Here is a 23,491-nt window from a genome sequence, read left to right as displayed (position 1 = left end):
CCATACATGACTGAGGTATAGCAACTTAGTTCGTCTATAATATTTCATCTAATACAGGTTTAGGAACATCTGAATACTGTAGCTTCTCTCCGTCTCTTTCAAGATAAACATTCGCATCCGTTCCCACATGTTCGATATATCTTTTCACAATCGCATCTGCATACTTTTCATCCAGTTCGATCGTATAGCAGATTCGGTTGGTTTGTTCGCAAGCCATGAGAGTGGACCCGCTCCCACCAAAAGGATCCAGAACAATGCAATTGCTCATGCTGCTATTTTGGATCGGATAAGCACACAAGCTAACTGGCTTCATTGTTGGATGGATTGTATTCTTCGATGGTCTATCAAAATTCCAAATGGTACTCTGCTTGCGATCGGCATACCAATTGTGCTTGCCATCTTTTCTCCAACCAAATAAAATCGGTTCATGTTTCCATTGGTAAGGACTCCGACCGAGTACAAGACTTTGCTTTGCCCAGATGCAAACACCAGATAAGTAAAAGCCTGCATCCTTAAAAGCCTTTCTGAAGTTATAACCTTCTGTATCTGCATGGAAAACATAGATAGAAGCATCCTTTTCCATATTGGCAGCCATGTTGGTATAGGCTTTTAGCAAAAAGTTATAAAACTCTTCATCTTTCATGTTATCGTTTTGGATGCTCCCTGCTTGAGCAGAGTAATTTACGTTATAAGGCGGGTCCGTCACAACTAGATTTGCCTTTTGTCCATTCATCAGAATTTGATAAACCGCCGAATCTGTACTGTCGCCACAAATCAACCGGTGCCTTCCAAGTGACCAAACATCACCTTTTTGAGTGATAGCTGGTTCAGCTAATTCCTTCTCGACATCAAAATCGTCTTCCGTAATATCTTTATCGTGTACCTCATTAAAAAGCTGATCGATTTCTGGTGGGTCAAAACCGGTAAATGAAACGTCGAAGTCCAAGGACTGCAAATCCTGAATAAGGTCTGCTAACAATTCCTTATTCCATTCACCACTGATTTTATTTAAGGCGATGTTAAGTGCTTTTTCTTTTGTCTTATCAACATCGATGACGACACAGTCAATTTCTGTAAAACCTAATGTTTTTAAAACGGTGATTCTTTGATGTCCACCAATAACCGTCATATCCTGATTGACAATGACAGGTTCTACATAACCAAATTGTTCAATACTATTTTTAATCTTTTCAAATTCACTATCGCCCGCTTTCAGTTTCTTCCTGGGGTTATAGCTTGCAGGAATTAAATCATCAATGGGCAGCTTTTTAAACTCCATCTTCATCACTCCAAAATCTAGATTTGATATAACAGTCATGGCTGCAGAACTTTCGTTTCTTGTTCCCATAGCAGCTGAACCCTTTCTCACACTGCGGGCAGGTATAGTGGTAAATAGCTGTTTCATTTTTATTTCGTGCCTGAGGATTTTCTTTCCACCACTTCCGGCGACATTCATCCGAACAGAACTTCCGAGTCCTTCCACGACCTTTTTGGTTGATTAGGTTCCCGCAGCAAGTGCAGAGTAGATGATTGTTCATTTGCTCTTTCACATTTAATGCAACAACGCTGGAATCACCAGCAAGACCATTCCTTTTACAAAACCCACGGATGCTGTCCCTGGATTTTCCAAGTACTGCGGCAATAGCCTTATATCCAACCCCTTTAAGCTGGAGGTCATAAATCGTCTGTTTTTCTACTTCGTTCATCTCTCACACCCCTTTCTGCGTAAACCGTATTGAAAATGGCAATAAAAAACGCCTAAGTTAGCTATTTTTCAAGCTCTTACTGGCGTTAAAATGACATTTGTTATTTTTTGATTAAAATTGCTCAAACCCTAGTGTTTGTAAGGACTAAGCTATTTTTGTGGGCATTTCTCTATATAACCTCGGCGCTAATTTAAAAACGATTGAAACCCTTGCTCCTGTTGATGTTTTTGACTTGTATCTTCCATCCAGTGATACCCCCCTTGTTTAATTACGCGAAAATTCACGTGAAGGGGGCGCGCGGTCGCCGGATAAAAGGTTGTAGAGATTTTATACCCCCTATGGGTCTCTCAAAAAGAGTAAACTGGATACTGATCTTCTGTTCTTGTCTTACGATCGTGACATCTCTTACACAAAGGCTGCCAGTTCTTTTCATCCCAGAACAATCTCTGGTCTCCTCGGTGTGGTTTGATGTGGTCAACAACCGTTGCTTGAGTCAGCTTTCCTTTCTGCTCACAGTGTTTGCAAAGAGGGTGGGCATTTAAGAATCGTTTGCTTGCTTTCCTCCAGCGGTTATCATAACCACGTTCGTTAGCGTTAGCTCTATCATCTACATGAAGCTTTTCATGAAACTCACAGTACTTGTCGTCCGTTAACAAAGGACAACCGTTATGTTTGCACGGCTTCTTTGGTTTCTTTGGCATTGCTCTCACTCCGTTTAATCCAATTAAAAAAGCCCCGAAGGTTTAAACGTCCTTCAAGGGCTGTTGTCTATGCTACTTCTACAGCTTATACTCTATCACATGATCATGGTGGCTTTTAATGGCTTTTCATGGCGTGTTTTGTAAATTACAAACAAAAATTCTAAAAAGACCCTCTGCAAAAACAGAAGGCCTTACAAATTTTATAGTCTGTTTGTTACACAATTCCATACCTGATCCATAACGGTATGATAACACCTTTGTTCGAAAACGAATATACACCAACCTGGTGTGCATCATCCAAACCTTTTAACACATCACTAACCGTAATTCCTCTTTATCATTCAACAATTCCTGAATGTCCAAAAGTTGACTTACCTCGCCGGTAATCGAAATACTGACTTTGCGATGAGGAACTGCTTGGGGATGAACAGCCCACACTTTTGCTTGGTATTTACATTTCTTCTCAATCACTTCATACATCCAACCACTGTAAAAGGCAGGAATAAATCCTAGCTTTTCTCCATTGACAGACATTACTACGATCGCTTTGTTGTCATAATCATTCCCGGGGTCTAAGGAAAACTCGACACGGTCACCCACATGTAGCTGGTCAATTACTTGATCCCCATTATAATAACGCCATCCCGCAACAAAGAAATCCAAATCAAATAAGTTGTTCTCAACTAAGATTGGCGAAACAAACTCATAGGAATCTGTAGCCAAAATACCGCCTGTAGCCCGCAAAATATCCATTTCTGTACACTCTGTTGAAAGTCCCAATTCTCGAAGTACTGATGGATAATCAGGTCTTCGGGGATCTGGTAAACGTCGCGCAAACGGTCCAAAAAGATTATGGGAAATATACGTCTTATTAGTATCTGGGAATGCTAAGTGAGGTCGATAGCCATTGTCCATAGCTTCTGCTAATTTTCTTCTATACCCTTTTGTCTCATATGAAAATGTATAAACACCATCTTCATAAAGCAACCTACCTACATGGTAACGCTGACGCGTCTCGACATTTTGCCAAATCAGCCACAACTCAAACGGTCTCTTTCTCATGCTTTCACACTCCCTTCAAACCAATTTAAGATCCATACCTTCCGGTAAAGTAAAAGGTGGATCACCCATTCTTTATCTAAATCACTCATTATGTCGTTCGGAATATCATTCACTATGGATAGTAGTATTCCCTTATTTAGCTGTTCTAATCTTTTTACAGCCGATTCTAGTTCCCCAGGCAAATGACTGTGAAGAAAAGATAACAACTCAAAATGCTTTGGTCTTTTTCTATTAGGTAATCCAATACTTGGCCTACCGCGGTTACAGAAGCCTGCCAACATCTTATCATCTGTTAACATTTTTTGCTTTTTTTCTGCCACTTCGTTAAAACCGAGGGAAGAGCCGTTATCATAAATGGGCGCCAATCGCATACCATTAGGTCCACTAAGAACACCCCAATTGTCACAGTGCCGATCATTATTGGCGATCAATGCATCAAAAACCGGTAACGCTACAAAGTCCTTCTCTAAATCATATGCTGCAAGGAGGTCTATGATGTAGGGCAACTCGTAATAAGTCAATGAACGGCGATCAAAATCCTCAAATCGTGCCAGGAACAAATCTCCGCCTTCATACAATTCTTCTGTCTTAGGTCGGAAGTTTTTGGAAATCGTACCGACAGCACCTCTATGCATAGCTAACTCTACTTCAGCTGCATGAAAACCCAACTTTGTACCAACACTACTTGCTACAAATTCAGCCCAATGCCCGCCTGTACCTTCGGTAGGTATCTTGAAAAGGTATTTTGTTGCGTTTTCAGGATCTGACTCTGGTTCAAGTAGCCAGACCTTTGTTCTGGTCCCCGAAGCCTGACTTTTGATATCTCGTATCCAGAGCGAGGTATCGATCATTGGTCATCGCTCCTTCAACTAAAATCGCTATTTCCTTTAAGTATATAGTTTATGTGCCTAAATGTCACTCAGAAAACAAAAATACAGATCTCTTTGCAAAGAAAAACCCTTCAAGGAACATCTCCTTCAAAGGGTTTTGGGTTATATTCTCTTTCATATGCATTCAACTAAGTGCACTAGATCATCTGCTTCTTTCAGTGCTTTCCGGTGCAAACGATAAACCCAGCGAATATCATAGCCCATAATCGTTGCAACTTCTTCCCAGGTACTCCCGCTAAGGTAGCGTAGTTCTAAGAGCAATCGGTGTGAGGAATTCTCAATATTTGAAACGAAGGTTGCCAACTCACGTTTTAAATCAATTAATTGATCAATGTCATTGTTGATTTCTTCCTCAAGGCTCATTAACTTTACAAGGGCATTTTCCATCGGTGATTGCTGTTTCGTACTTTGAACCTTATCATCCTGGAGGACCGATGTTGTTTTTAAAGCAAGGTCTCGTAACATGGAAACTTGTTCTAGTTTACTGTTTATTCTTTGATCAAGCTGAAAAGCCTGAGATAAATATTCTTTTGCGTTCACCGGCGACTCCTCCTATTTATCATCAACCTCACTTTCCATGAGGCTTATCCTCTTTGTGTTGTTTCATTCTTGCCTTGACTGCTTCAATCAGTGCAGCTTGGCTCACATCTTTATCTTCTAATACTTTCATCACTCGTTCATCAATGGTGTCTTTTGCAATGATGTGATGAATCACGACCGTTTGTTTCTGGCCTTGTCGCCAAAGTCTAGCGTTTGCTTGCTGGTAGAGTTCAAGACTCCAAGTCAGTCCAAACCAAATTATGATGTTCCCGCCCGATTGAAGATTCAGCCCATGACCAGCGGATGCTGGGTGGGCTAACAAAACTTGAACCTTCCCTTGATTCCACTCCTTAATGTCATTGTCTGATTGAAGGAGTCTCGGCTTTAGTTTCCTTAAATATTTTAAAAGCCTGTCCTTGTCATGTTGGTAGCCATAAAACACAAGTACCGGTTTCCCGCCTGCTGTTTCGATCAATTCATCCAAAGCTTTTAACTTTTCATCATGAATTTGCTTCACTTCACCATCTTCATCGTAAACAGCACCGTTAGCCATTTGTAACAGTTTATTGGCAAGAACGGCAGCTGAACCGGCCAAGACATCCGTTTCTTCAATCGATAAAATCAATTCTTTTTCTAACACCTCATATTGTTCCTTAGCTTTCTTGGGTAGTTCCACCGAAATCACATTATCCATCCGCTCAGGTAACTCAAGATAATCCTTAGCCTTCATACTCACACAGATATCAGAAAGTTTCTCATAGATTGCATCTTCCGCACCTTCTTTTAACTTCCAGGTGTAGATGGTCATTTGATTTCGTTTATCCGGAAGGAAGTACTTTTCTCGATAACCAGTGACTGTTTTACCCAGTCGCTCTCCACCGTCCAGTAAATAAATCTGTGGCCACAAATCAATCAAACCGTTTGGTGCTGGAGTTCCTGTTAGTCCAACCAATCGTTTAATAAAAGGCCTCACCTTTTTTAAGGACTTAAACCGCTGTGCTTTGGAAGATTTAAAGCTGGATAACTCATCGATTACCACCATGTCAAAGGGCCAGTCCGAATCGAAGTGTTCTACAAGCCAAGTAACATTTTCTCTATTGATGATGTAGATATCTGCTTTTTTATATAGAGCGGCTACTCGTTGTTTTTCACTACCGAGCACTTTGGAAATTCGGAGCTCGTGAAGATGATCCCATTTCTCCACTTCTTCTTCCCAAGTTGTACTTGCTACTCGGAGCGGAGCAATTACTAAAACCTTCGCTACATCGAAGTAATCATAGAGAAGTTCCAAAATCGCCGTCAGTGTGGAGACCGACTTCCCCATTCCCATCTCAAGAAATAGAGCTGATTTCTCTTTTTCAATAATCCATTGGGTGGCATAGGCTTGATAATGATAGGGTTGATAAATCAAAGGACCATCTCCTCTAGCATTCGATCGACCGCTTCATAGCTATCAATCTTAAAAACTTTAAAGCCTAATGCTTCCAACTGCTTTTTCCTTTTCCGTTGCAAGGCTCGTAGCTTTTTAGCTGGTGCCTTTAATTCCACAAAAGCAACCTTTGAACCATTAAAGAGCACCAGCCTGTCTGGCACACCTGCAAAACCGGGTGATACAAACTTTAATGCCAGCCCACCATGTTCGTTCACTTTCTTTTTCAGCCTTTGTTCCACACTCGCTTCATTCATTTATCAGTCACCCCAAATTTATTGTTTACAAACAAATCCAGTATTAATAAAGGTTTGAGCTATCTTGTAAACTTGTAAACGTAAAAATGGTTAAGCTATACATATAAGGCTATTAGAGGGTATTGGATATATATAGTATTCTCTATACTCCCTATTTCTTCTTATATAGATATATATGTTTATCATGTTTACAAGGTATATAGAGTAAGAGGGACAAGAGGTTTGATGTAAACAATTGGAAAATTTTATAGTTTACATGTTTTACAAACCATCCCTTCTAAATCCTCTTTGTGTTCCGTAGTCATTGTCGAACCGAATGGAACTCACCCTTTTCCAACCCGGTGTATGTTGGATGATCATATTGATTTCTTTGGCATCGTACCTGGTCATTATCGATACATCCTTTTGAAACAGTTCCTCCCATACCATCTGTGCACATACTTTGTTTAATTTCATGGTTTGAACTGAGTTGTCATTTGGTTGACCCATATGCAAATAAGTTCTTCTTGTACCAATATCGAGTTCATACCAGTTCGTTGGCACTTCGGTTTCCAGATAAGTTCTGATACTTTCTGCAATTGGATTTTCTTGTGTATGAGCGGCTTGAAGTTCACGTGCTTTTTCCTCAATGTCTTTACTTAAAGACAAGGATTCTCCCTTTTCATACAGCACCTTTGCCTCCGCCCAAATTTGATCGACTTCCTCTTCCGTTAAATCGTCCCACATGTTTTTACTGCCTCCACCATTAACCGTTATCGGTAAGAAGCGACGATTTCCTGTTGGATCATTTAAAAAATCATAATCATTGGTGGTTCCGAAAAACACGCACTGCCGCTTAAACGTTTCATTGTGTCTGCCATAAGCGACCCGAAAGGTATCCTCAGATTTTGAAATAAAATGCTTTACTGCCTCCACATCCACTTTCTTTGTCGCAGTCAATTCTGCCATTTCCAAAATCCATGCACCCTGAAGCTGTTCATAGGCTTCTTTGCCCTTCACAGTGATCAAGGAATCCGAGTGCCATTCCTAGCCTATAAGCTTAATAATGTAACTCTTTCCCACACCTTGAGGGCCAACAAGGACAACACAGTAATCAAACTTGGCACCCGGTCTATAAATCCTTGTAACTGCTGCAAGCAAGATTTTTCGAGTAAATGTTCGGACGCACTCATTATCATTAGCACCAAGATAATCTATCAGTAAGGTTTCAATCCGCTCCTGGCCATCCCAAACAAGTCCGTTTAAATAGTCCTTAATCGGATGAAAAGCATACTTCACCGCCACTTCACTCCAAGCGTCAGCAATTACACCTGCTCCTTTTATGCCATAAACCGAGTAAAGGTAGTTTCTCAAGCTAGCATCATCTGTATCGGACCAATATTCGCCACGGTCTACACTCCTCCATGGCAATTCATCTTTAATGACCACCCGATGGACAAAGTCGTTCATTGCGATTCGATTCCTTAGGGATGGATCATGCTCAAGAATAAGAATGACATTAGGTGCACTCGAGACGATGTTCCCTTTTTGGTCCCTCGTTAACTCTGTTAGCCACTCCATTTCTTCCTCTTCAAAATCAGCAGCAGCAAGACTCAACTGTTCTTTACCTAATGTGAGTTTGACCTGCTTGTCCTTTAGTGCTTCTTCCACCATGGCCTTATAGGAAGGCAACCGATTGATTGGTGTTCCCTCTCTTACTGACTCATCAAGGTCTCCAAATAAATGAAAACGAACCAAATCAAATGCATTACAAAGCCGTCCACCAATAGGGTCAGTAGAATGGTGAGAGTAGGCAAAGTCGCCATCTTCGTAAATCACCAACCCGCCTGCTGTGGAACCAGCTGAATAAGTGTAACGGTTTCGATCCTCGCAAGGGATATAAATATCATTTAAGTATTTCTCAATCACATCTATGACAGAGTACGTTCGGCAAAAAGCACCGACGACCCCCTCTTTCGACTTAGGATCCCCCTGCTTATCTGCTAACTTTTTTCTTTCAGAAACCGTTCTAGAACTTTCTGGCCAATAGGAGGAATCTCTCCAATCTGGATATCTCGCCAAAACAGCATCGGGATCGATCCATGGCTCGTCCAACACTTTAAAGACAAATTCCCCATCCGATGATGTCGATGGCCAATACATCAGCCGGTGTACTTGATAGGTGGTATCATCGAAAAAGTCAATTCCAAGGTCAGCTGCAATCCTTCTTGCAATTGGTACATATTCATCGGCGGTAACTGGTCTGGATAAAGGAATGACTAGTCTTAACCTTGGGTTTTTCGGATGGTGTTTATGAGTAGAGTACATGGCGCATCCGTAGCCAAACATGGTCTCAACTGATGCCCATAAGTCTCCTTTCACAAAGTCAGCATCAAGAGATACAATTTGTCGCCAAACCACACTGTCCTGTTTTCTTCGGCCACCCTTTAAGGTGCCACCTACAAATCCACCCACATCTTTAATCTCATCCTGCTTGGATTTAGAAAGCTTCTTATATTCCTCATACGTTTCATGGGTTCGAATCGTGCTACTTAGCTTCTGAACAACCTCAGACCAGAGCATTTCACGATTTTTCCAGTTCAGTTCTTTTCTATTTCTTCCGGTTGCAATCGTAAGATTTGCATCATGTCTTAAACTATTGCTTCTTCTTTCACTGAGCTCTTTCACATCTACCAGCCCTCCTACGTAACACAGTACCTAGGCCTTTTCTGGCTCCTTCCAAATCACCGGAAAGAGCCTGACCTTTCAATGTTTTCATTGCCTGTTTCGGTATTACACTTTTGAACTGCCTTAATTCCACTAAGAATTTCACTGTGTCTATATCGGCCATGTTAGACACTTCCCAACTATGCCGATTTAGTAGAGCGCTCAATCAACGGTACCAATCCTTTTTCTCTCTTTAATAGTTCATAAAGAAAGAGTCTTCCCTTTTGGGTCCAGTAAGTGTGCATTACGCTTCTATCTGCATCAATGGCATGGGTTTTTGATTGGGTATAGCCCATTTCCGCATATTTTTGATAGAGAAGCCACGTTTTCCCCATCTTGTATTGCACACCTAGCTCATGGAGGAGGGCGTTCAGTTTTCTTGCAGATAGACCGTAATCCTTTGCAATAATGCTTATAGGTACAATCGATTTATTCTGAAGAACCAAATCATAATACGACGCTTTCGGCTGCAACTCACCGATAATTTGTTTCTGTTGAGCATTAGCAAGTTTTAGCTTTTTTGCTTCTTCTTTAGCTTCCTTATATTCCGTAAAAAGCTTAATGCCGAGATCTGGATTTTTAAGAATATCATCAAGTAATGATTCGGAAGCGTACATTCCGTGTTTTCGGATATCTGGTAGCACTTCATCGAACACCCAACGTTCGAACTGCTCCGCTGCCGGAAGTTGCGATTTCACAATCAATCGATAGAGATCACCTTCTGGGATGAAATTCTTCTGAATAACCTTTTTTTCATTCTGCGGATGAGGTAGGTCGTGTTTCGCTACCCACCGGCAATGGCGTTTGATAGCATCTTTTGTATTGGAATAGCCCAGCATCTTTGCACAATCCGTTGCAGGGAAATATACCTTACCATCCAACTCCATTACCTGTAACTGTCCAAAAACCTCATTTGAAACTACTTGTAATCTATTCATTATCAATTTCCTCCTATTCGATTTAATCTTTTTTGTAATAATAGGTTTCAAAACTATCTGCTCCTAGAGGAAGTCCTGAAGCCCAAGCAATCGGCTGACCCATTATGCTTTCTACTTCTTCCATAGAACCCGTTCCAATTGGAACATCCAGAACAACTTCATCATGGACATGGAAATTAATGAGGTATCCCGCTTCATCCAAACGAAGCATGGAGACTGCGAGACAATCCCTAGCAATAGCTTGGATAATATTCTCCGTAAGTTTGCCGCCGTAAGTAGGAATCCTGCCCCACTGCTTGGAGCCTTGTTCTGTTCCTTCATACGTAAGCTGTTCTTTGCCAAAACGCTCGTCCACCCCAATTCTGGGCCTTACGTAGGCTAGGGAACGACCCGATGGCAGCGTGATAAATAAAATCCCTTTCATGTAATGAAAAGTAAGTCCATACTGCATCTTCACCACTACTTTTTCTTTCACCGCTTTAATGGCTGCTGCTTCTATGCCCCACCAGAGTTTCACGATATTCGGATTAGCCTCCCGCCAAGCGGAAACTAACTCAGAAAGTTCATCTTCGTTCAGGCCCATTTCTAAAGCACCCATCTGCGTCAGTGCCCCTTTAGAGCCACCGTAGCCAAGAGCAAGTTCGGCAATCTTACCTTTCTGCCTGAGCGGGCTACCTTTATCGATGGTTTCAATCGGTACTTTAAACATCTGTGCAGCAGAGGCTTCATAAATTTTTCCGTGTGATTGAAAGACACCCATCCGCCAACGCTCACCTGCAAGCCACGCAATGACTCGTGCTTCAATTGCTGAAAAGTCGGCTACAATAAAACGGTGGTCATTGGCTGGGATAAACGCTGTTCGGATCAATTGCGATAATACATCCGACAAACTATCAAACAGAATATTTATCGTTTCATAATCTCCGGACTTCAAAAGACTTCTAGCAATCTTTAAATCACCCATATTGTTTCTTGGTAGATTGTGAATTTGTACAAGTCTTCCAGCCCAACGGCCTGTCCTACTCGCACCATAAAATTGCAGCAATCCCCTAATCTTTAGGTCAGAACAAACGGAACGCTCCATAGCTTCATATTTTTTCACTGATGTTTTTGACATTGCTTGTCTTAATTCCAACAGCCGCTTCACTTCCGAATTTTCCACTTCACTCATCAATGCTTCGACGTTTTTCTTGGCAAGGCTATCCACTTCTATTCCTTGCTTCATTAACCAACCTTTTAATTGCACTGGACTATTTGGATTCTCTAGCCCTGTTAAAAGGATGGCCTCATCGAAAAGCTTATCCTGAAATGCCTTATCTGCCTGAATAGCATTTATGACTAGGCTTTTATCAATAAGAACCCCTTCATCATTGATTTTTTGATCTAACTCCCAAAGCTTTTGTTCAATTTTCGGGATTGGAAATGCATCTAGTTTCTTTCGGATTTGCCTTTCAACTTCAACGTCCTGTTTACAGTACAGCTTAAAGGTGTTCCACCTATCAGGATCATGTTCTGGTAGATTTCGAGTTCTCCCCTCATTCACTTTGGTAGGTTTACATGGAACCGAAAAATAGCGAATTAAGGACTTCCCTTCCTTCAGTTTCTGTTCTTTCAACTTGAGGCATTTGGCCACTCCATCGAGATATCCAGGCAAACCAAGCATTAAAGCATGAACAGATGAACATCGCCATTGATCAGGTGGCATTGGTTTATTAAAGTGCTTGGCTAAACACGTTCGTTCAAAATTTGCATTGTAAGCTGTTTTTAACACTTTTGGATCCGTCATCGCTCTTTCAATGTCATCCGGTATCTTCTCACCAGATGCTAAGTCAACAATTTGCACCTCTTCTTCATCAACCGCATAGGCAAAGAGGAGAATTTCAAAATCTGCTGATTCACTGTAGGCGTAGACCCCGCATTTCACGAGGTCCGCCTCACTGTAAGTTTCAATATCGATTGCTAATAGTTTCATAGATATCAACCTAAAATATCGTCATCATCGTCACTATCATCTGCAAAGTCGGCTTCTGCACTGCTTCGGCCACCAAGTGGATCTCCATCAGTAGTCTTCATAATGTTTTGAAGCCCTGCCGCAATTCCCTTATTTCCATTTACGTTGTAAGCGTAGAAAGTCAAACTAACACGTCCATAGCAGCCCGAGTAAAACTCACTTTGGTCCATGATTGGATTTAAGTCTGCATCTACAATGCCCGGCTTAATCTTGCTATTTGCATTAATGAAGAAGGAATCTGCATAAGCTTCATCATCCTCACGGTCTACATCACCGTCACGCAATGGGCTCTTCAAGTTCGAAGGTGCCTTACCACCGAATTTGTCCTTATTTTCTTGAGTCGCTTTTTGTATCGCATCTGTTACCTTTTTGATGGTCTTTTTATCTGATTTCGGGATAATGATACTGACTGAATACTTCAAGTCACTTCCATTGACACTCACTGCTTGATGTACATTCGCATAGCTGAATCGTACCGGTTCTTCTTTTGTTCCAATCGTAATTTTTACCACGTTTTAGTTCCTCCTCATTATTGAAAATCTGCTTCAGGTGAAGCTTTTATTTCTGGTCGCTTGTCCTCTTCAGGGACGAGCTTCATCTTGCCCGGTGCCTTTGTAACTAAAGGACCAAGCAACTCTTCAAACTCTTTTTTACCGAGTTCTTTCTCAAGGCTGGTGATTGTATTTAGTGATTTCTTGTAAATGACATCTTTGTCATATCCCGCAGCAGTGAGTGTGTCGATTACCGCTTCTTCATTGCTATATTTGCGACTCCCTCTGCCCTCTACGAGTTTCATTCCTGGCCACTGCTTGTTTTCATTCACTGACATTGATAAGGCGAATTCTTGAATGGTTTTCGCCCAACTGATTAATTCATCAAGAGAAGTTAGAACTTCGACCACCTCTTCATCCGTCAGTAGTGGCGGCTTTTGAAAATCCAAACGTGCTAGTTTCATATTTTCTTCTGCCCTAGCCCCGCAGGCTGCTTTCGCCTTACACCACCTGCAATGCGGTCCAACCACAAATGTCCCCTCGCCAGCAAATGCTAGTTCCGCCTGTGGCTTGACTTCACATTCCGCCCATTCCAACAAATCATCTATCTGTATTTCATCAGTGGAAATGTTATCTAATCTAGGTTGTACAATAGTCATCATTACAGTCTGGATGTCATACAACATTCCAAACCCATGAATGGCACCTAATGCATAGAGCCGCATTTGTGGATTATTTTCAGCAGAAACTTTTACGCCTTTACCACCTTTAAGGTCAACTACTTCCAAAATGCCGTCGGAAATAATCACTACATCCCCAGTTCCAAATCCTTCTGGAACCCAAGGACTGAAATCCAACCTTTCCTCAATGAGGATGAGTGGATCTTTGCTTCTTGCCCTAGCTTCAATTATTTTTTCGAAGACAATATCCACATAGCATTGGACAGCTTGTTCAATTTCTGGGTTATAAAATTCATTTTGTTTCATCAGCTTCAGCTTTTTGTTCAACTGAGCTTTTGTCATCTGTTTTAACTCATAAGACAAATAAAGCTCTGACAGTTCATGCATGAATGTACCCTCTTTGGCATAGATACTTGTTTCTTCTTTGAATCGTTCACCCAACCGAATACTTGGTGTGCATTTTAAATACATGCTTGACTTAGAGGCACTTAATACCGCATGAGCCCTTTCTGAATGGTTCATATAATAGTAGAAACCTCCCTTTCTTCTTTATCAAAGCTTGTCCGCCCTTTCTAACAGTTCTGGATACTTTTCAGCTGGGATATCGCTTAACTTTTTTGCATCAAAACCTGTAATAAGTTCTTTCACTTTAACCTGTTTACCATCTTGGGCTAATGCTGCAAGTTTAGCTCTGACATCTTCAAAAACTGGTAGTTTAGCTTTTGGAGACTGTGCTGGTTTCTTTGGTTCCTTGTTTTTCTTAGGTTGTTCTTTTTCAACGGGAACTCCAGAGTCCGTCTCATTGCTTTCTAATGCAAACACCAAGGTTTCAATACTTCCTGCTAGATTCCGCAAGTTCGTCACTACATCAAGAGCGAGTTTTGTTTTACTCATCTACCTTTTCTCCTTCCTTCTCATTTCGTTCATCAAGCTGGCTCAGTCGATTAGCTAGTCTTTTAGAAACAATGCTGATAGCCGTAAGGACCCCAATCATTTCTTCCTGAATGACTTTGTTGCCTTCTTTTGCTTTAACTTGTGTTGTCAATTAAAGTTCACCTCCTCGTGGTTAATAATGTCCTTCACTTATTAGCCAACGGGAAGGCTACTTTGGTAACCAAAAATCATAAAAATTTTTCAATAAAAATTCTTAGTGATGTTCCTTCTATGATTTCCGCTTTGTTTTTAGGGGTTGGCCAACCTCTTGACTTAATAGTAATCTCTCACTCAATGTTTAACCCGGACACGAAATGTCCTATTTTTACGCAAAAAGGCACCCCCAAAGTGATATTTGCTTATCACTTTTGAGAATGCTCTTGATTTTAAACAAAAAAAGAACCGGACATAGAATGTCCAGCACCAATAAATATTTTTATGGCTCTTCGCCATTTAGTGTTGGTAAAGAAGAAAACATCCCTAGAGTCAGAGGATAAGCTCCTTCTCAACTCTAATAGTTTTCCATTTTACCGGATGGCAGTCAAGGAAAGCACTTGACAGCCCTCCGGTAAAATGGAGCTTGGTCTGTAAGTTGAGAAGGACCTACCCTTGCTTATGTGGTTCTACCCGAATCATTAGCTTATTAGCTGTTGCGTAGATCATCGCAATAAAGTTTTTGGTTGTCCTATATCCTCTTGCTTTGCGCTTTGCAGCTTGAACCAGACTGTTAATACCTTCAAGTAGGCCATTAGTCATTTTAGAAACGAACCATCTCAAAATACCCGGCTCATGTCTTTTTAGTGTCTGTGCTACTTTTACCATAGGTTCTAATTGAGATCGAATTGCCCAGTTATACCATTCCTGAAAATAAAATGGCGCAAATAGCTTGGACTTGGTCCATAGGTCTTGAAGGGAAAGTTTCATCCGGTAAGCTCTAGCTGTTTTTAAGTTAGTGTCTTTTAGTTTTAAAACTTTTTCTTGTTGCTCCTGATTTAGGTTTTGCTGATTCTTTAGCCATAAATATCGAGTCGTTTTCAGGCCTGGTTCTCCACTTTGTTCCGTTCGTCTTACTTGGTCCAGAGCCTCATTGACTAGTTTCATCACATGAAATTTATCGAAGGTTATATGGGCCTTAGGAAACTCTGTTTCAACGCCTTTTTTAAAGGCTGGAGACATGTCACTACAGACTTCTTCAATGTTTTCCGGGTCAATCCCATTATCTTTCAAAAAGGTCGAGAACACCTTTAGAACATTGGCATCTTTTCCTTCCGTGGCAAATAAAACACGTTTGGTATCAACATCCACAAACAAGGTAACGTATTCATGACCGCGCCGGCTGGATGTTTCGTCAATGGCAATACGTTTTACGTTAGTTATATCCAATTCTTTCATAGCTTTATCAACATAATAATGAAAGACACGCCATAACCGGGTGTCATGCTCGCCTACTTTTCGAGCTACAGCTGCCACTGGCATTTCTTTCATAAGTTGCATAACTTCAGATTCAAAGAACCATGTAAAACCAGCACCAGGACGAGACCACTCTACATGTACGGTACGGATTTTTTTACAAAGGTCACACTTCGTTCTAGGAAGTCTTGCGTGAAGGATAGTCTGATATTGCCAGAAATCCAAGTGCCTCCATGTACGGTCATCATCTAAAATATCGTGGACTTTGGCATGTGGATGGCCACAGTGAGAACAGACAAATTCTGCACCACGTTTAAAATCTAAATAAATATCGAGAATAAGTTCCTTTGAATTCAATTCATAATCAACAACATACCAAGGATCTTCAATATTTAAAGCCTTTTGAAACACACTATATTCTTGATTAAAATCTTCCATTTGGACCACCCCAGATAATAATATTTCAAACTATTATCCATTATGGTCAGGTCTAGGAATCTTTAAACCAATACTGTTTAGCGAGGAAGCATTTTTATTTTATTAAGCTTCTTTTGCGAGAGTTTTATATTCACATGCAACAAGAATTTCATTACATTCATATATAGAGCTTTGAAACTTTGTCATTAATAACATTTGAAAAATGACATGTTTTTGATCACCTGGTCTGAAAGAATGTCCTGCTTTAGCTACCATATCCAAACTCAGTGGAGGAGGTAACTGAAGTCCAATACAGATCGCAATAACTGTCCCGAGTTTTGAATTATAATCAAAATCATTTCTCATTCTTTGAATCGTCTTTGGACTAACCAATGATTTTTGGGCCAATTCTTCTTCTGTGATATTAAGACGCTTCATATGGGATACAAGAGTGTCTCCAAATGTAGTGGGAAGAGTGCGCTGGATATTGGCTATTTGACTAGCCATACCTCCAAATAACATTAATTCTTTCGCATTCTTTTCTATCGATTTATTATTATCTGAATCTGAAAACTTAACTTCTACTAGCTTATCAGACGCAACATCTCTATATAGAACTGCCTCTTTGTAGTAGTTGACACCATTTTTATTTGGACTTGCTTTCACATCGAAAATCAAACAGCATTCATCAATATGTCGTCTTGCGTAATCTGTTAGATTTGCATATCCGTAATCATCTCGGTATATGTATTTAGGATCGTTTATACAAAAATGAGAATCAACATATAGATATTTCCCCGAATCTAATAGACTTCTAAGGTTCGCATTCGTCGCATATTCAAACAATGCATCCTGAATACTAATAGTGAACGTTTGATTGTTTTTAAGAGCCTTTTTATCAAAAGCATGGCTTGCCACATAGCGGTCATCTACATAGGTGTAAACGCCAACCGCCTCTCTATAACCGAGATCAATCATTCTAATCTTTGCTGCCACTTTAGACACTTCGAAAAACTCAGATAATTCTAGGACTACTGATTCGAAAATCTCATAAGAGTTCTCTCTTGAATATAATCGTTTGTTTTTGGCAATTAACTCTTCTATCTTTACCCTTGTTTGCTTTTCGGGCATTAGTATTCTTGGAGCTAGAGCGTTAGCCTGCCATTCCATCCAATCCAACGGAGTCCTATTCTTTTCCGGCTTAGCACTTTCTATTACTCTACAACTGATTGCTTTTGCTTCACGATTATAAAGTTTCTCAAGTTCAAAGAATTTTTTGTGTAATTCCCAGTGTACACACTCGTGGATTATCGTATTATTCATAGATCCAATGTTGCGCATAAAAAACACATCTGGGTCAATAAACATTGTTCCTCTTTTTACCTTTACTGACTTGTAGGCCCCTGAATTGATGTCATAATATCGAGTTTTAGCATTAGAAAAGTATATCTGTCCAAAAACAGAACCTGTTTTTGTGATGTGTATTTCTCTAATGCCAAGACCCATTCTTTCAGCAATTTTACGAGCTGGTACCTTCATTGGCTTTTCGAGAGCTTCCGGATAATACTTTTCAAGAAATCCTTCTGCAACTTGATCTAGCTGGTCCTTACTAATGACAGGAACCAAGTATTCTGAAAGGCGATTCTCCTTATTCTCTCTTTGTTTCATATAGATAGACACATCTATTACACCAAAATCCTGAAGACCGTCCTCTAATATTGCTGTACAAGAAATTCTGAACCATTGAATTAACCCATCAGTTTCCCTATTGCGTTTTACTGTTTCAGCAATTTGAATTTCAGCAGAAACAATGACATCAAAATTAATTGAGTTATCCTGTGAGCTAGTTATATTAATCCACTTCACTTCGAAGTCTTCTAAGCTCGCCTCATCTGGTTCTTCAACAAAGTATGATTTTGATTCAAGGTGAGAAGGATTTTCTTCTATAAACTCTGATAACTCATCAAAAATTTCGTTATAATACAGTTCCTGAATAACATCTCTAAATGAATGTAATTTACCCATAGGCAAGTCTCCTTGCTTCTGATTTAAAATAGAATCCCACACTACATCTTATTTCTAATAAAATTAATAGCTTGCGAAGCCAACAAGCAAACACAGCGAGTAATTCCTAGTCGCCGTATGCAACTTTTCTACACATTAGTTTTATTCCATATTCTTTTTCAATTGAAAAACCTTCATACATCCTGTCTAGCCTTCGTCTACGTTGTCTACTAAGATGAAAAGGATGGATACCCCCAAAAGTAATCCTTTTATCTCCAAGTATAGTTGATTCACAAAGTAATTTTTTACATCTGTTTTTGTCAGTAAAATAATTACTTTTATTAAATGCGTAATCAAAGGCATCTTCAGTAAAAATATTAGACTGCTGGATATCTTCAATAATATCCATAAAATCTAAAAGCCCTTCATGAGGATAAATTAATCTTCCTTGGTCCATTCGTTCATATATCTCTTTTGATAATTTTTCCGAATGTCGGAATCTTAATTTTTCAAAAGTATAGTCTTCCTGTAGAGGATACTCATCCACCATTCTAATGCCATAACCATGCTGCATATGACATCTCATAAAGGGTTGAAAACCAATAGGCAATACATCATTATTTAGAATTTTTTCTTCATCATTGTTACTTGAGAATTGCCCTGTAATATTAAACGTACTCTTAGCACTAACCTGCCATTGTGGTATATGAAAAATCATCCCATACTTTGTACTATTGGACTTTTCCGTCATTTCTTTCGTTAACGGTTTCCATCGTTTTTCCTTACCATCGTAATAACAGGTCGCAAAAAACAATGCTACATTAAAATCGTTTGTAATATCCAACCAATTTGTCTCCAAGCCGTAATGCTGTGCTAATGCTTCAAATAAGACATCACTATATGAAGTAGCCCAATTCTTCACATAATCAAATTCGAACAGAAACATTCCAAATTCTGCAATCCTCATGTCTGCTACTAGCTTATATAGTTCTTTATCTACCTCATTATCAAACTGATTAAGCTTTCTTGTTATGGAAGGTACACTCCTAGAAAATATTTGATTTTCTCCACGATAATAATTGTTTCTCTCTGCTTGGCGTATCACAACTCCGTGTGGATATTGCATGATAAAACCTGACGTTTTCGGATCTCTATAAAGGACTTCTTTATAAAATTCCAAGCGTGAATTACTTGGGTTATCAGAGTAATAATTTTTTCCTACATAACTATCTTTCGTTACTGCTTCGCACTCTTTTGCATCTCTTTCATTCTCTTGGATCATAGATCTGATATCATCATACGTGATTTCAATTATTCTATTATCGAGTTTATCGGTATATCTCTTTGAAATGTATTCACTCATATACTCACTCCAAAACCAAAGTCCGCATATCAAATCGAACATATATTATTAATATCCCAAAATCCCTTTACTTACTTTATTAGCTCAACTAGTTATGGAAAAGACATTGTTAGATCAACTTTGTTGTTAACGTTCAACACAATCTACTAAGACCATTACAAGAAATTATTTACTCCTCTTTACTACTAAAGATCTCCGAAAACTGATCCTCAACAGAATCTCTACCATACTCAATTTTATATAGTAACTGAGCAATCATTTTTTCCAACTGCTTTACATTAGTAGCAAGATAGCCATCCATTTGCGCTTTTGATAATTCATACACTCTACCATTCTCAAGTTGACTAAGTTTGTTTTTAATTTCTAGTAATTCGTGGCCGTACTTATCGGTTACATTTACAATTTTTTCAGCCATATTAATCCCCCAACTTACAAAATAAGAAATTTATTATAATTTACTTAATGCAACTATCAGATTATCCAATTCTTCTTTTGATAAAGTGACACCTTTCCCCATCTTCTCATGGTTAGGGGCCCAATCACGGACATCATACTTAGGTTCTCGGCCATTCCAACTAATTAAGTTCAATTCTTTTGTCCATCCTTTTGCAGATTCTGAAAGGACAGCTATTTGTGCTGTTATTTCGAATTTGATGTCTGCCACAGTACACTACTCCCCTCGTGAGTTTAATTAAATCTGAATCAAATGTTGTATTCTTCTCCTGCTTCTGCAGCTCGGAATGACTGTAAATCTTCAACCTTCACATTTCCACACATTAATTCCGCCTGTCTCATTACAACTTCTAAAGCATGCTTCACTTGTTTTGGTGGATAGTCATATTTTTTAAGAAGTCGTTTGATGATTCGCCTCATACCAGCTTGAGCGCTTGTTCTTACATGCCAATCGATAGAAATATTACGTTTAATTGCAGCCGTTAATTCATTTGCAATTTTCTTAAGTACATCATCGTCCATTAATTCTTTTACAATTTCATCAGATGTGAGCGCATCATAAAAGGCAATTTCATCTTCATTCAATCCAAGATCTTCTTCTTCCTCACGTGCCTTCTTCATTTCCCTCGCCATTCGGATTAACTCTTCCATTACTTCTGCATTTGTAATCGCTTGATTTCTATACTTATTCAATGCCTTTTTGAGCTTATCAGAGTACCTTTCAGATTTGACAAGGTTTCTCTTTTCCATCATTTTGATGTTGCCTTCTAAGAGTTTCTTCAACATTTCAACCGCTAAGTTTTTATGATTCATCTCTTTTACTTCTTGTAGGAACTCTTCTGATAAAATAGAAACTTCAGGGCGCTTCATACCCATCGCATCAAATACATCAATAACTTCTTCTGAGATAATCGAACGTTCCAGTAATTGGTTAACTCTTGCCTCTACTTCTTTCTTAGACTTCTTTTGTGGATTCTTTACTTCTAACTTTGTTAAGCTAGCTTTTACCGCTTTAAAATAACTCACCTCAAACGCCACATTCTTTCCTTCATCAGTCGCTGCACATAAAGAATGGGCTTTTGCTAATTCTGTAGCAATTTGCTTGAAGTCTTTCTGTTCTTTTTCAGGCTTACCAAGGATAAAGTTCATACCACCGACAATTGCTCGCATTCTGCCAGCTTGTGATGTTCCCATAAATGCTGTGTAATCAAAGCCATGCATCATATCACGGAGAATTTCTAATTTCTCGATCATCACCGCAACAGCTGCAGAAGTGTCAATTCCTATACTCTTTTTATCACTTTCCGTATATTGATTTAGTGCTTTTTTTAAAGCTTCAAGTATTCCTAGATAATCAACCACAACTCCGCCGGCCTTATCTTTAAAGACTCGATTTACTCGTGCGATAGCTTGCATTAAGTTATGACCTTTCATTGGCTTATCAATATACATGGTGTGCATGGATGGAACATCAAAGCCTGTAAGCCACATATCCCTTACGATGACAATCTTTAGTTCATCACTATTATCTTTCATTCGTTTAGCTAAAGTGTCTCTTCGTTGTTTTCCACCAATGTGAGGTTGTAGCTTTTCATCGTCACCAGCGCCTCCGGTCATCACTACTTTAACTTTTCCTTTATTGACATCATCACTATGCCACTCAGGTCTTAATGCAACAATTGCGTTATATAATTCCACACAAATGCGACGGCTCATGCAAACGACCATTGCTTTCCCATCAATTGTTTTGGTCTTTTCTTCATAATGCTCCACGATATCTTTTGCTAATTGCTTAATCCGGTTAGGGGAGCCAACAATTGCTTCTAACCTAGACCATTTTGTTTTATACTTCTCTCGATCATTATCTTCTTGGCCTTCTGTAATTTCTTCAAACTCATCATCAATTTTCTTTAATTCTTCTTCGTCTGTCTCCAGCTTAATAATCCGGTTCTCATAATAAATCTTAACTGTCGCTTCATCTTCTACTGCTCTTGTCATATCATAGATATCGATATAATTTCCAAAGACAGCTGGCGTCGATTTATCTTCTAATTCAATAGGGGTTCCAGTAAACCCGATGAAAGAAGCATTAGGGAGTGCATCTCTTAAATACTTTGCATAGCCAAACTTCACTTCACCAGTCTTTGTGTTTGTTTTAGCTTCTAGCCCATATTGGCTACGATGAGCCTCATCCGCAATAATGATCACATTTCGGCGATCAGTTAATACCGGCATTTCTCCCTCTTCCGGTTTAAACTTTTGGATGGTTGTAAAAATAATCCCACCAGACTCACGATCATTTAATAGGTCATATAGTCCATTCTGTTCTTTTGAATTATCCTTTGCTTGTTGCTTTTTCTGTTCATCTGTTAGCTTTCTTACATGGGCTTGTTTTGGTGTTTGTCTTAATACATCACGAGATTTCCAAAATGTTTGATATAGCTGGTCATCTAAATCATTACGGTCTGTAATGACAACAATAGTTGGATTGTTGAGTTTTTGAACAAGCTGAGCCGTATAAAATACCATAGAAAAACTTTTACCTGAACCTTGTGTATGCCAAATAACACCGATTTTTCTATCACCAGATTCACTAGAGGCTTCTTTCGTATGATCAACTGCCTTTTTTACAGCAAAGTATTGATGATAAGCGGCTAGAATTTTCGCAATGGTTTTCTTGTCTCCAATTTTTTCGCCGTCCTCATCTTTTTCTTCTTCCTTTGTTTCTTGAAATAGAATGAAATTTCGAATGATGTCTAGCACTCGTTCTTTTCCAAGCATTCCTCGTAGCATGACTTCATATTGAGGGACATCTAAAGATTCGATGCTTTCACCGTCAATTGTTCTCCAATTCATAAAACGTTCTTGATTAGCAGTGATTGTTCCGGCTTTTGCATTAATGCCATCTGATAAAATACAAAACGCATTATAGTTAAATAAAGAGGGGATATCTCTCTTATACGTCTGAATTTGCTCATAGGCATTATCTATACCCACATTTTCATCTGTGGCTGACTTCAATTCAATCACAACTAATGGAATACCATTTATAAAAAGGATTAAATCTGGCCGGCGTTCCTCATGTTCGACGATGGTGAACTGATTGACAGCTAAGAAGTCATTCCGTTCTGGATGTTCAAAGTCCACCAAAAAAGCTCTCTTCGTCCGGTTATTCCCATCCTCACGAAAAGACACTTCAATCCCTTCTACTAAAAGCTGATGGAAATATCGATTATTCTCCTCTAAAATCGGACTGTTAAAAGCAATGATCTTACGAAAAGCCTCGTCCAACGCTTCTTGAGGTAGATTTCTATTTATCTGAAACAGCGCATCTTTTATACGCTGTTCCAGTATAACTTCTCGATAATCTTTTCTTTCAGGACGTTCTCCATCGCAACTTATTTCAGGTGCAAAAATATAGTCATATTCTAGTTCTTGCAGAATTTCTATTGCTGCTTCTTCTAATTTATCTTCGGTGAAATTTTCTAAGAGGCTCATTT

At 39.4% G+C, this 23,491-nt stretch carries 21 protein-coding genes and 1 pseudogene; all 22 read right to left on the bottom strand.

The window, feature by feature from the left end:
* Positions 1 to 34: 34 nt before the first annotated feature.
* The gene (locus BQ6100_RS00600; protein ID WP_075979906.1) at positions 35 to 1,279 is read right to left on the bottom strand and encodes a site-specific DNA-methyltransferase; all 1,245 of its coding nucleotides are present in this window, start codon (positions 1,277 to 1,279) and stop codon (positions 35 to 37) included.
* Positions 1,269 to 1,706 carry a helix-turn-helix domain-containing protein gene (locus tag BQ6100_RS00595; RefSeq protein WP_075979905.1) on the bottom strand — a complete coding sequence of 146 codons (438 nt, stop codon included), beginning with the start codon at positions 1,704 to 1,706 and terminating at the stop codon, positions 1,269 to 1,271. Before BQ6100_RS00595 ends, BQ6100_RS00600 begins: the two co-directional genes overlap by 11 nt.
* 347 nt (positions 1,707 to 2,053) lie before the next feature.
* The gene (locus tag BQ6100_RS00590) at positions 2,054 to 2,407 is read right to left on the bottom strand and encodes an HNH endonuclease (RefSeq protein WP_075979904.1); all 354 of its coding nucleotides are present in this window, start codon (positions 2,405 to 2,407) and stop codon (positions 2,054 to 2,056) included.
* 306 nt (positions 2,408 to 2,713) lie between these two features.
* Complete coding sequence (locus BQ6100_RS00585) at positions 2,714 to 3,469, bottom strand: HIRAN domain-containing protein (RefSeq protein WP_075979903.1); 756 nt, start codon at positions 3,467 to 3,469, stop codon at positions 2,714 to 2,716.
* Positions 3,466 to 4,320: a HipA domain-containing protein gene (locus BQ6100_RS00580; protein ID WP_075979902.1), complete on the bottom strand. Its 855-nt coding sequence runs from the start codon at positions 4,318 to 4,320 to the stop codon at positions 3,466 to 3,468. The genes BQ6100_RS00585 and BQ6100_RS00580 overlap by 4 nt, the downstream gene beginning before the upstream one ends.
* Before the next feature lie 153 nt (positions 4,321 to 4,473).
* Positions 4,474 to 4,899 (bottom strand): DUF1492 domain-containing protein, encoded by a 426-nt coding sequence (locus BQ6100_RS00575; protein ID WP_075979901.1) that lies wholly within the window; start codon positions 4,897 to 4,899, stop codon positions 4,474 to 4,476.
* A 28-nt stretch (positions 4,900 to 4,927) separates the two neighbouring features.
* Entirely contained in the window at positions 4,928 to 6,310 is a 1,383-nt protein-coding gene (locus tag BQ6100_RS00570) for a DEAD/DEAH box helicase (RefSeq protein ID WP_075979900.1), read from the bottom strand.
* The gene (locus BQ6100_RS00565) at positions 6,307 to 6,585 is read right to left on the bottom strand and encodes a PDDEXK family nuclease (protein ID WP_075979899.1); all 279 of its coding nucleotides are present in this window, start codon (positions 6,583 to 6,585) and stop codon (positions 6,307 to 6,309) included. Before BQ6100_RS00565 ends, BQ6100_RS00570 begins: the two co-directional genes overlap by 4 nt.
* Before the next feature lie 261 nt (positions 6,586 to 6,846).
* Positions 6,847 to 8,727 (bottom strand): annotated as a pseudogene (locus tag BQ6100_RS21940) (VapE domain-containing protein).
* A 508-nt stretch (positions 8,728 to 9,235) separates the two neighbouring features.
* Complete coding sequence (locus BQ6100_RS00555; RefSeq protein ID WP_075979898.1) at positions 9,236 to 9,415, bottom strand: hypothetical protein; 180 nt, start codon at positions 9,413 to 9,415, stop codon at positions 9,236 to 9,238.
* A gap of 16 nt (positions 9,416 to 9,431) precedes the next feature.
* On the bottom strand, positions 9,432 to 10,229 hold the full coding sequence (locus BQ6100_RS00550) for a phage antirepressor (RefSeq protein ID WP_075983382.1): 798 nt from the start codon (positions 10,227 to 10,229) through the stop codon (positions 9,432 to 9,434).
* A gap of 22 nt (positions 10,230 to 10,251) precedes the next feature.
* Positions 10,252 to 12,201 (bottom strand): DNA polymerase, encoded by a 1,950-nt coding sequence (locus BQ6100_RS00545; RefSeq protein WP_075979897.1) that lies wholly within the window; start codon positions 12,199 to 12,201, stop codon positions 10,252 to 10,254.
* Positions 12,202 to 12,206: 5 nt separating this feature from the next.
* On the bottom strand, positions 12,207 to 12,752 hold the full coding sequence (locus tag BQ6100_RS00540; protein ID WP_084780140.1) for a DUF2815 family protein: 546 nt from the start codon (positions 12,750 to 12,752) through the stop codon (positions 12,207 to 12,209).
* 17 nt (positions 12,753 to 12,769) lie between these two features.
* Positions 12,770 to 13,933, bottom strand: coding sequence for a DUF2800 domain-containing protein (locus tag BQ6100_RS00535; protein ID WP_075979896.1), 1,164 nt, complete (start codon positions 13,931 to 13,933; stop codon positions 12,770 to 12,772).
* A gap of 30 nt (positions 13,934 to 13,963) precedes the next feature.
* Positions 13,964 to 14,305: a hypothetical protein gene (locus tag BQ6100_RS00530; protein ID WP_075979895.1), complete on the bottom strand. Its 342-nt coding sequence runs from the start codon at positions 14,303 to 14,305 to the stop codon at positions 13,964 to 13,966.
* Positions 14,298 to 14,456, bottom strand: a complete 159-nt coding sequence (locus tag BQ6100_RS21145; protein WP_159433112.1) for a hypothetical protein — start codon at positions 14,454 to 14,456, stop codon at positions 14,298 to 14,300. Before BQ6100_RS21145 ends, BQ6100_RS00530 begins: the two co-directional genes overlap by 8 nt.
* A gap of 491 nt (positions 14,457 to 14,947) precedes the next feature.
* Positions 14,948 to 16,192, bottom strand: coding sequence for an ISL3 family transposase (locus BQ6100_RS00525; RefSeq protein WP_075979894.1), 1,245 nt, complete (start codon positions 16,190 to 16,192; stop codon positions 14,948 to 14,950).
* 102 nt (positions 16,193 to 16,294) lie between these two features.
* On the bottom strand, positions 16,295 to 18,196 hold the full coding sequence (locus tag BQ6100_RS00520; RefSeq protein WP_075979893.1) for an ImmA/IrrE family metallo-endopeptidase: 1,902 nt from the start codon (positions 18,194 to 18,196) through the stop codon (positions 16,295 to 16,297).
* Between the two features lie 106 nt (positions 18,197 to 18,302).
* Positions 18,303 to 19,538, bottom strand: coding sequence for an FRG domain-containing protein (locus tag BQ6100_RS00515; protein WP_075979892.1), 1,236 nt, complete (start codon positions 19,536 to 19,538; stop codon positions 18,303 to 18,305).
* Positions 19,539 to 19,707: 169 nt separating this feature from the next.
* Complete coding sequence (locus BQ6100_RS00510; RefSeq protein ID WP_075979891.1) at positions 19,708 to 19,953, bottom strand: hypothetical protein; 246 nt, start codon at positions 19,951 to 19,953, stop codon at positions 19,708 to 19,710.
* A gap of 33 nt (positions 19,954 to 19,986) precedes the next feature.
* A complete protein-coding gene (locus BQ6100_RS00505; protein WP_075979890.1) occupies positions 19,987 to 20,202 on the bottom strand; it encodes a YdbC family protein in 216 nt (71 codons plus the stop codon).
* 38 nt (positions 20,203 to 20,240) lie between these two features.
* Positions 20,241 to 23,489 carry a type I restriction endonuclease subunit R gene (locus BQ6100_RS00500; RefSeq protein WP_075979889.1) on the bottom strand — a complete coding sequence of 1,083 codons (3,249 nt, stop codon included), beginning with the start codon at positions 23,487 to 23,489 and terminating at the stop codon, positions 20,241 to 20,243.
* Positions 23,490 to 23,491 lie beyond the last annotated feature (2 nt).

This window comes from Bacillus massilinigeriensis (genome assembly GCF_900117315.1).
GTDB lineage: Bacteria > Bacillota > Bacilli > Bacillales > Cytobacillaceae > Bacillus_BE > Bacillus_BE massilionigeriensis.
The sequence above is the reverse complement of the archived record's forward strand: the minus strand, read 5'-3'. Positions and strand labels throughout refer to the sequence as shown.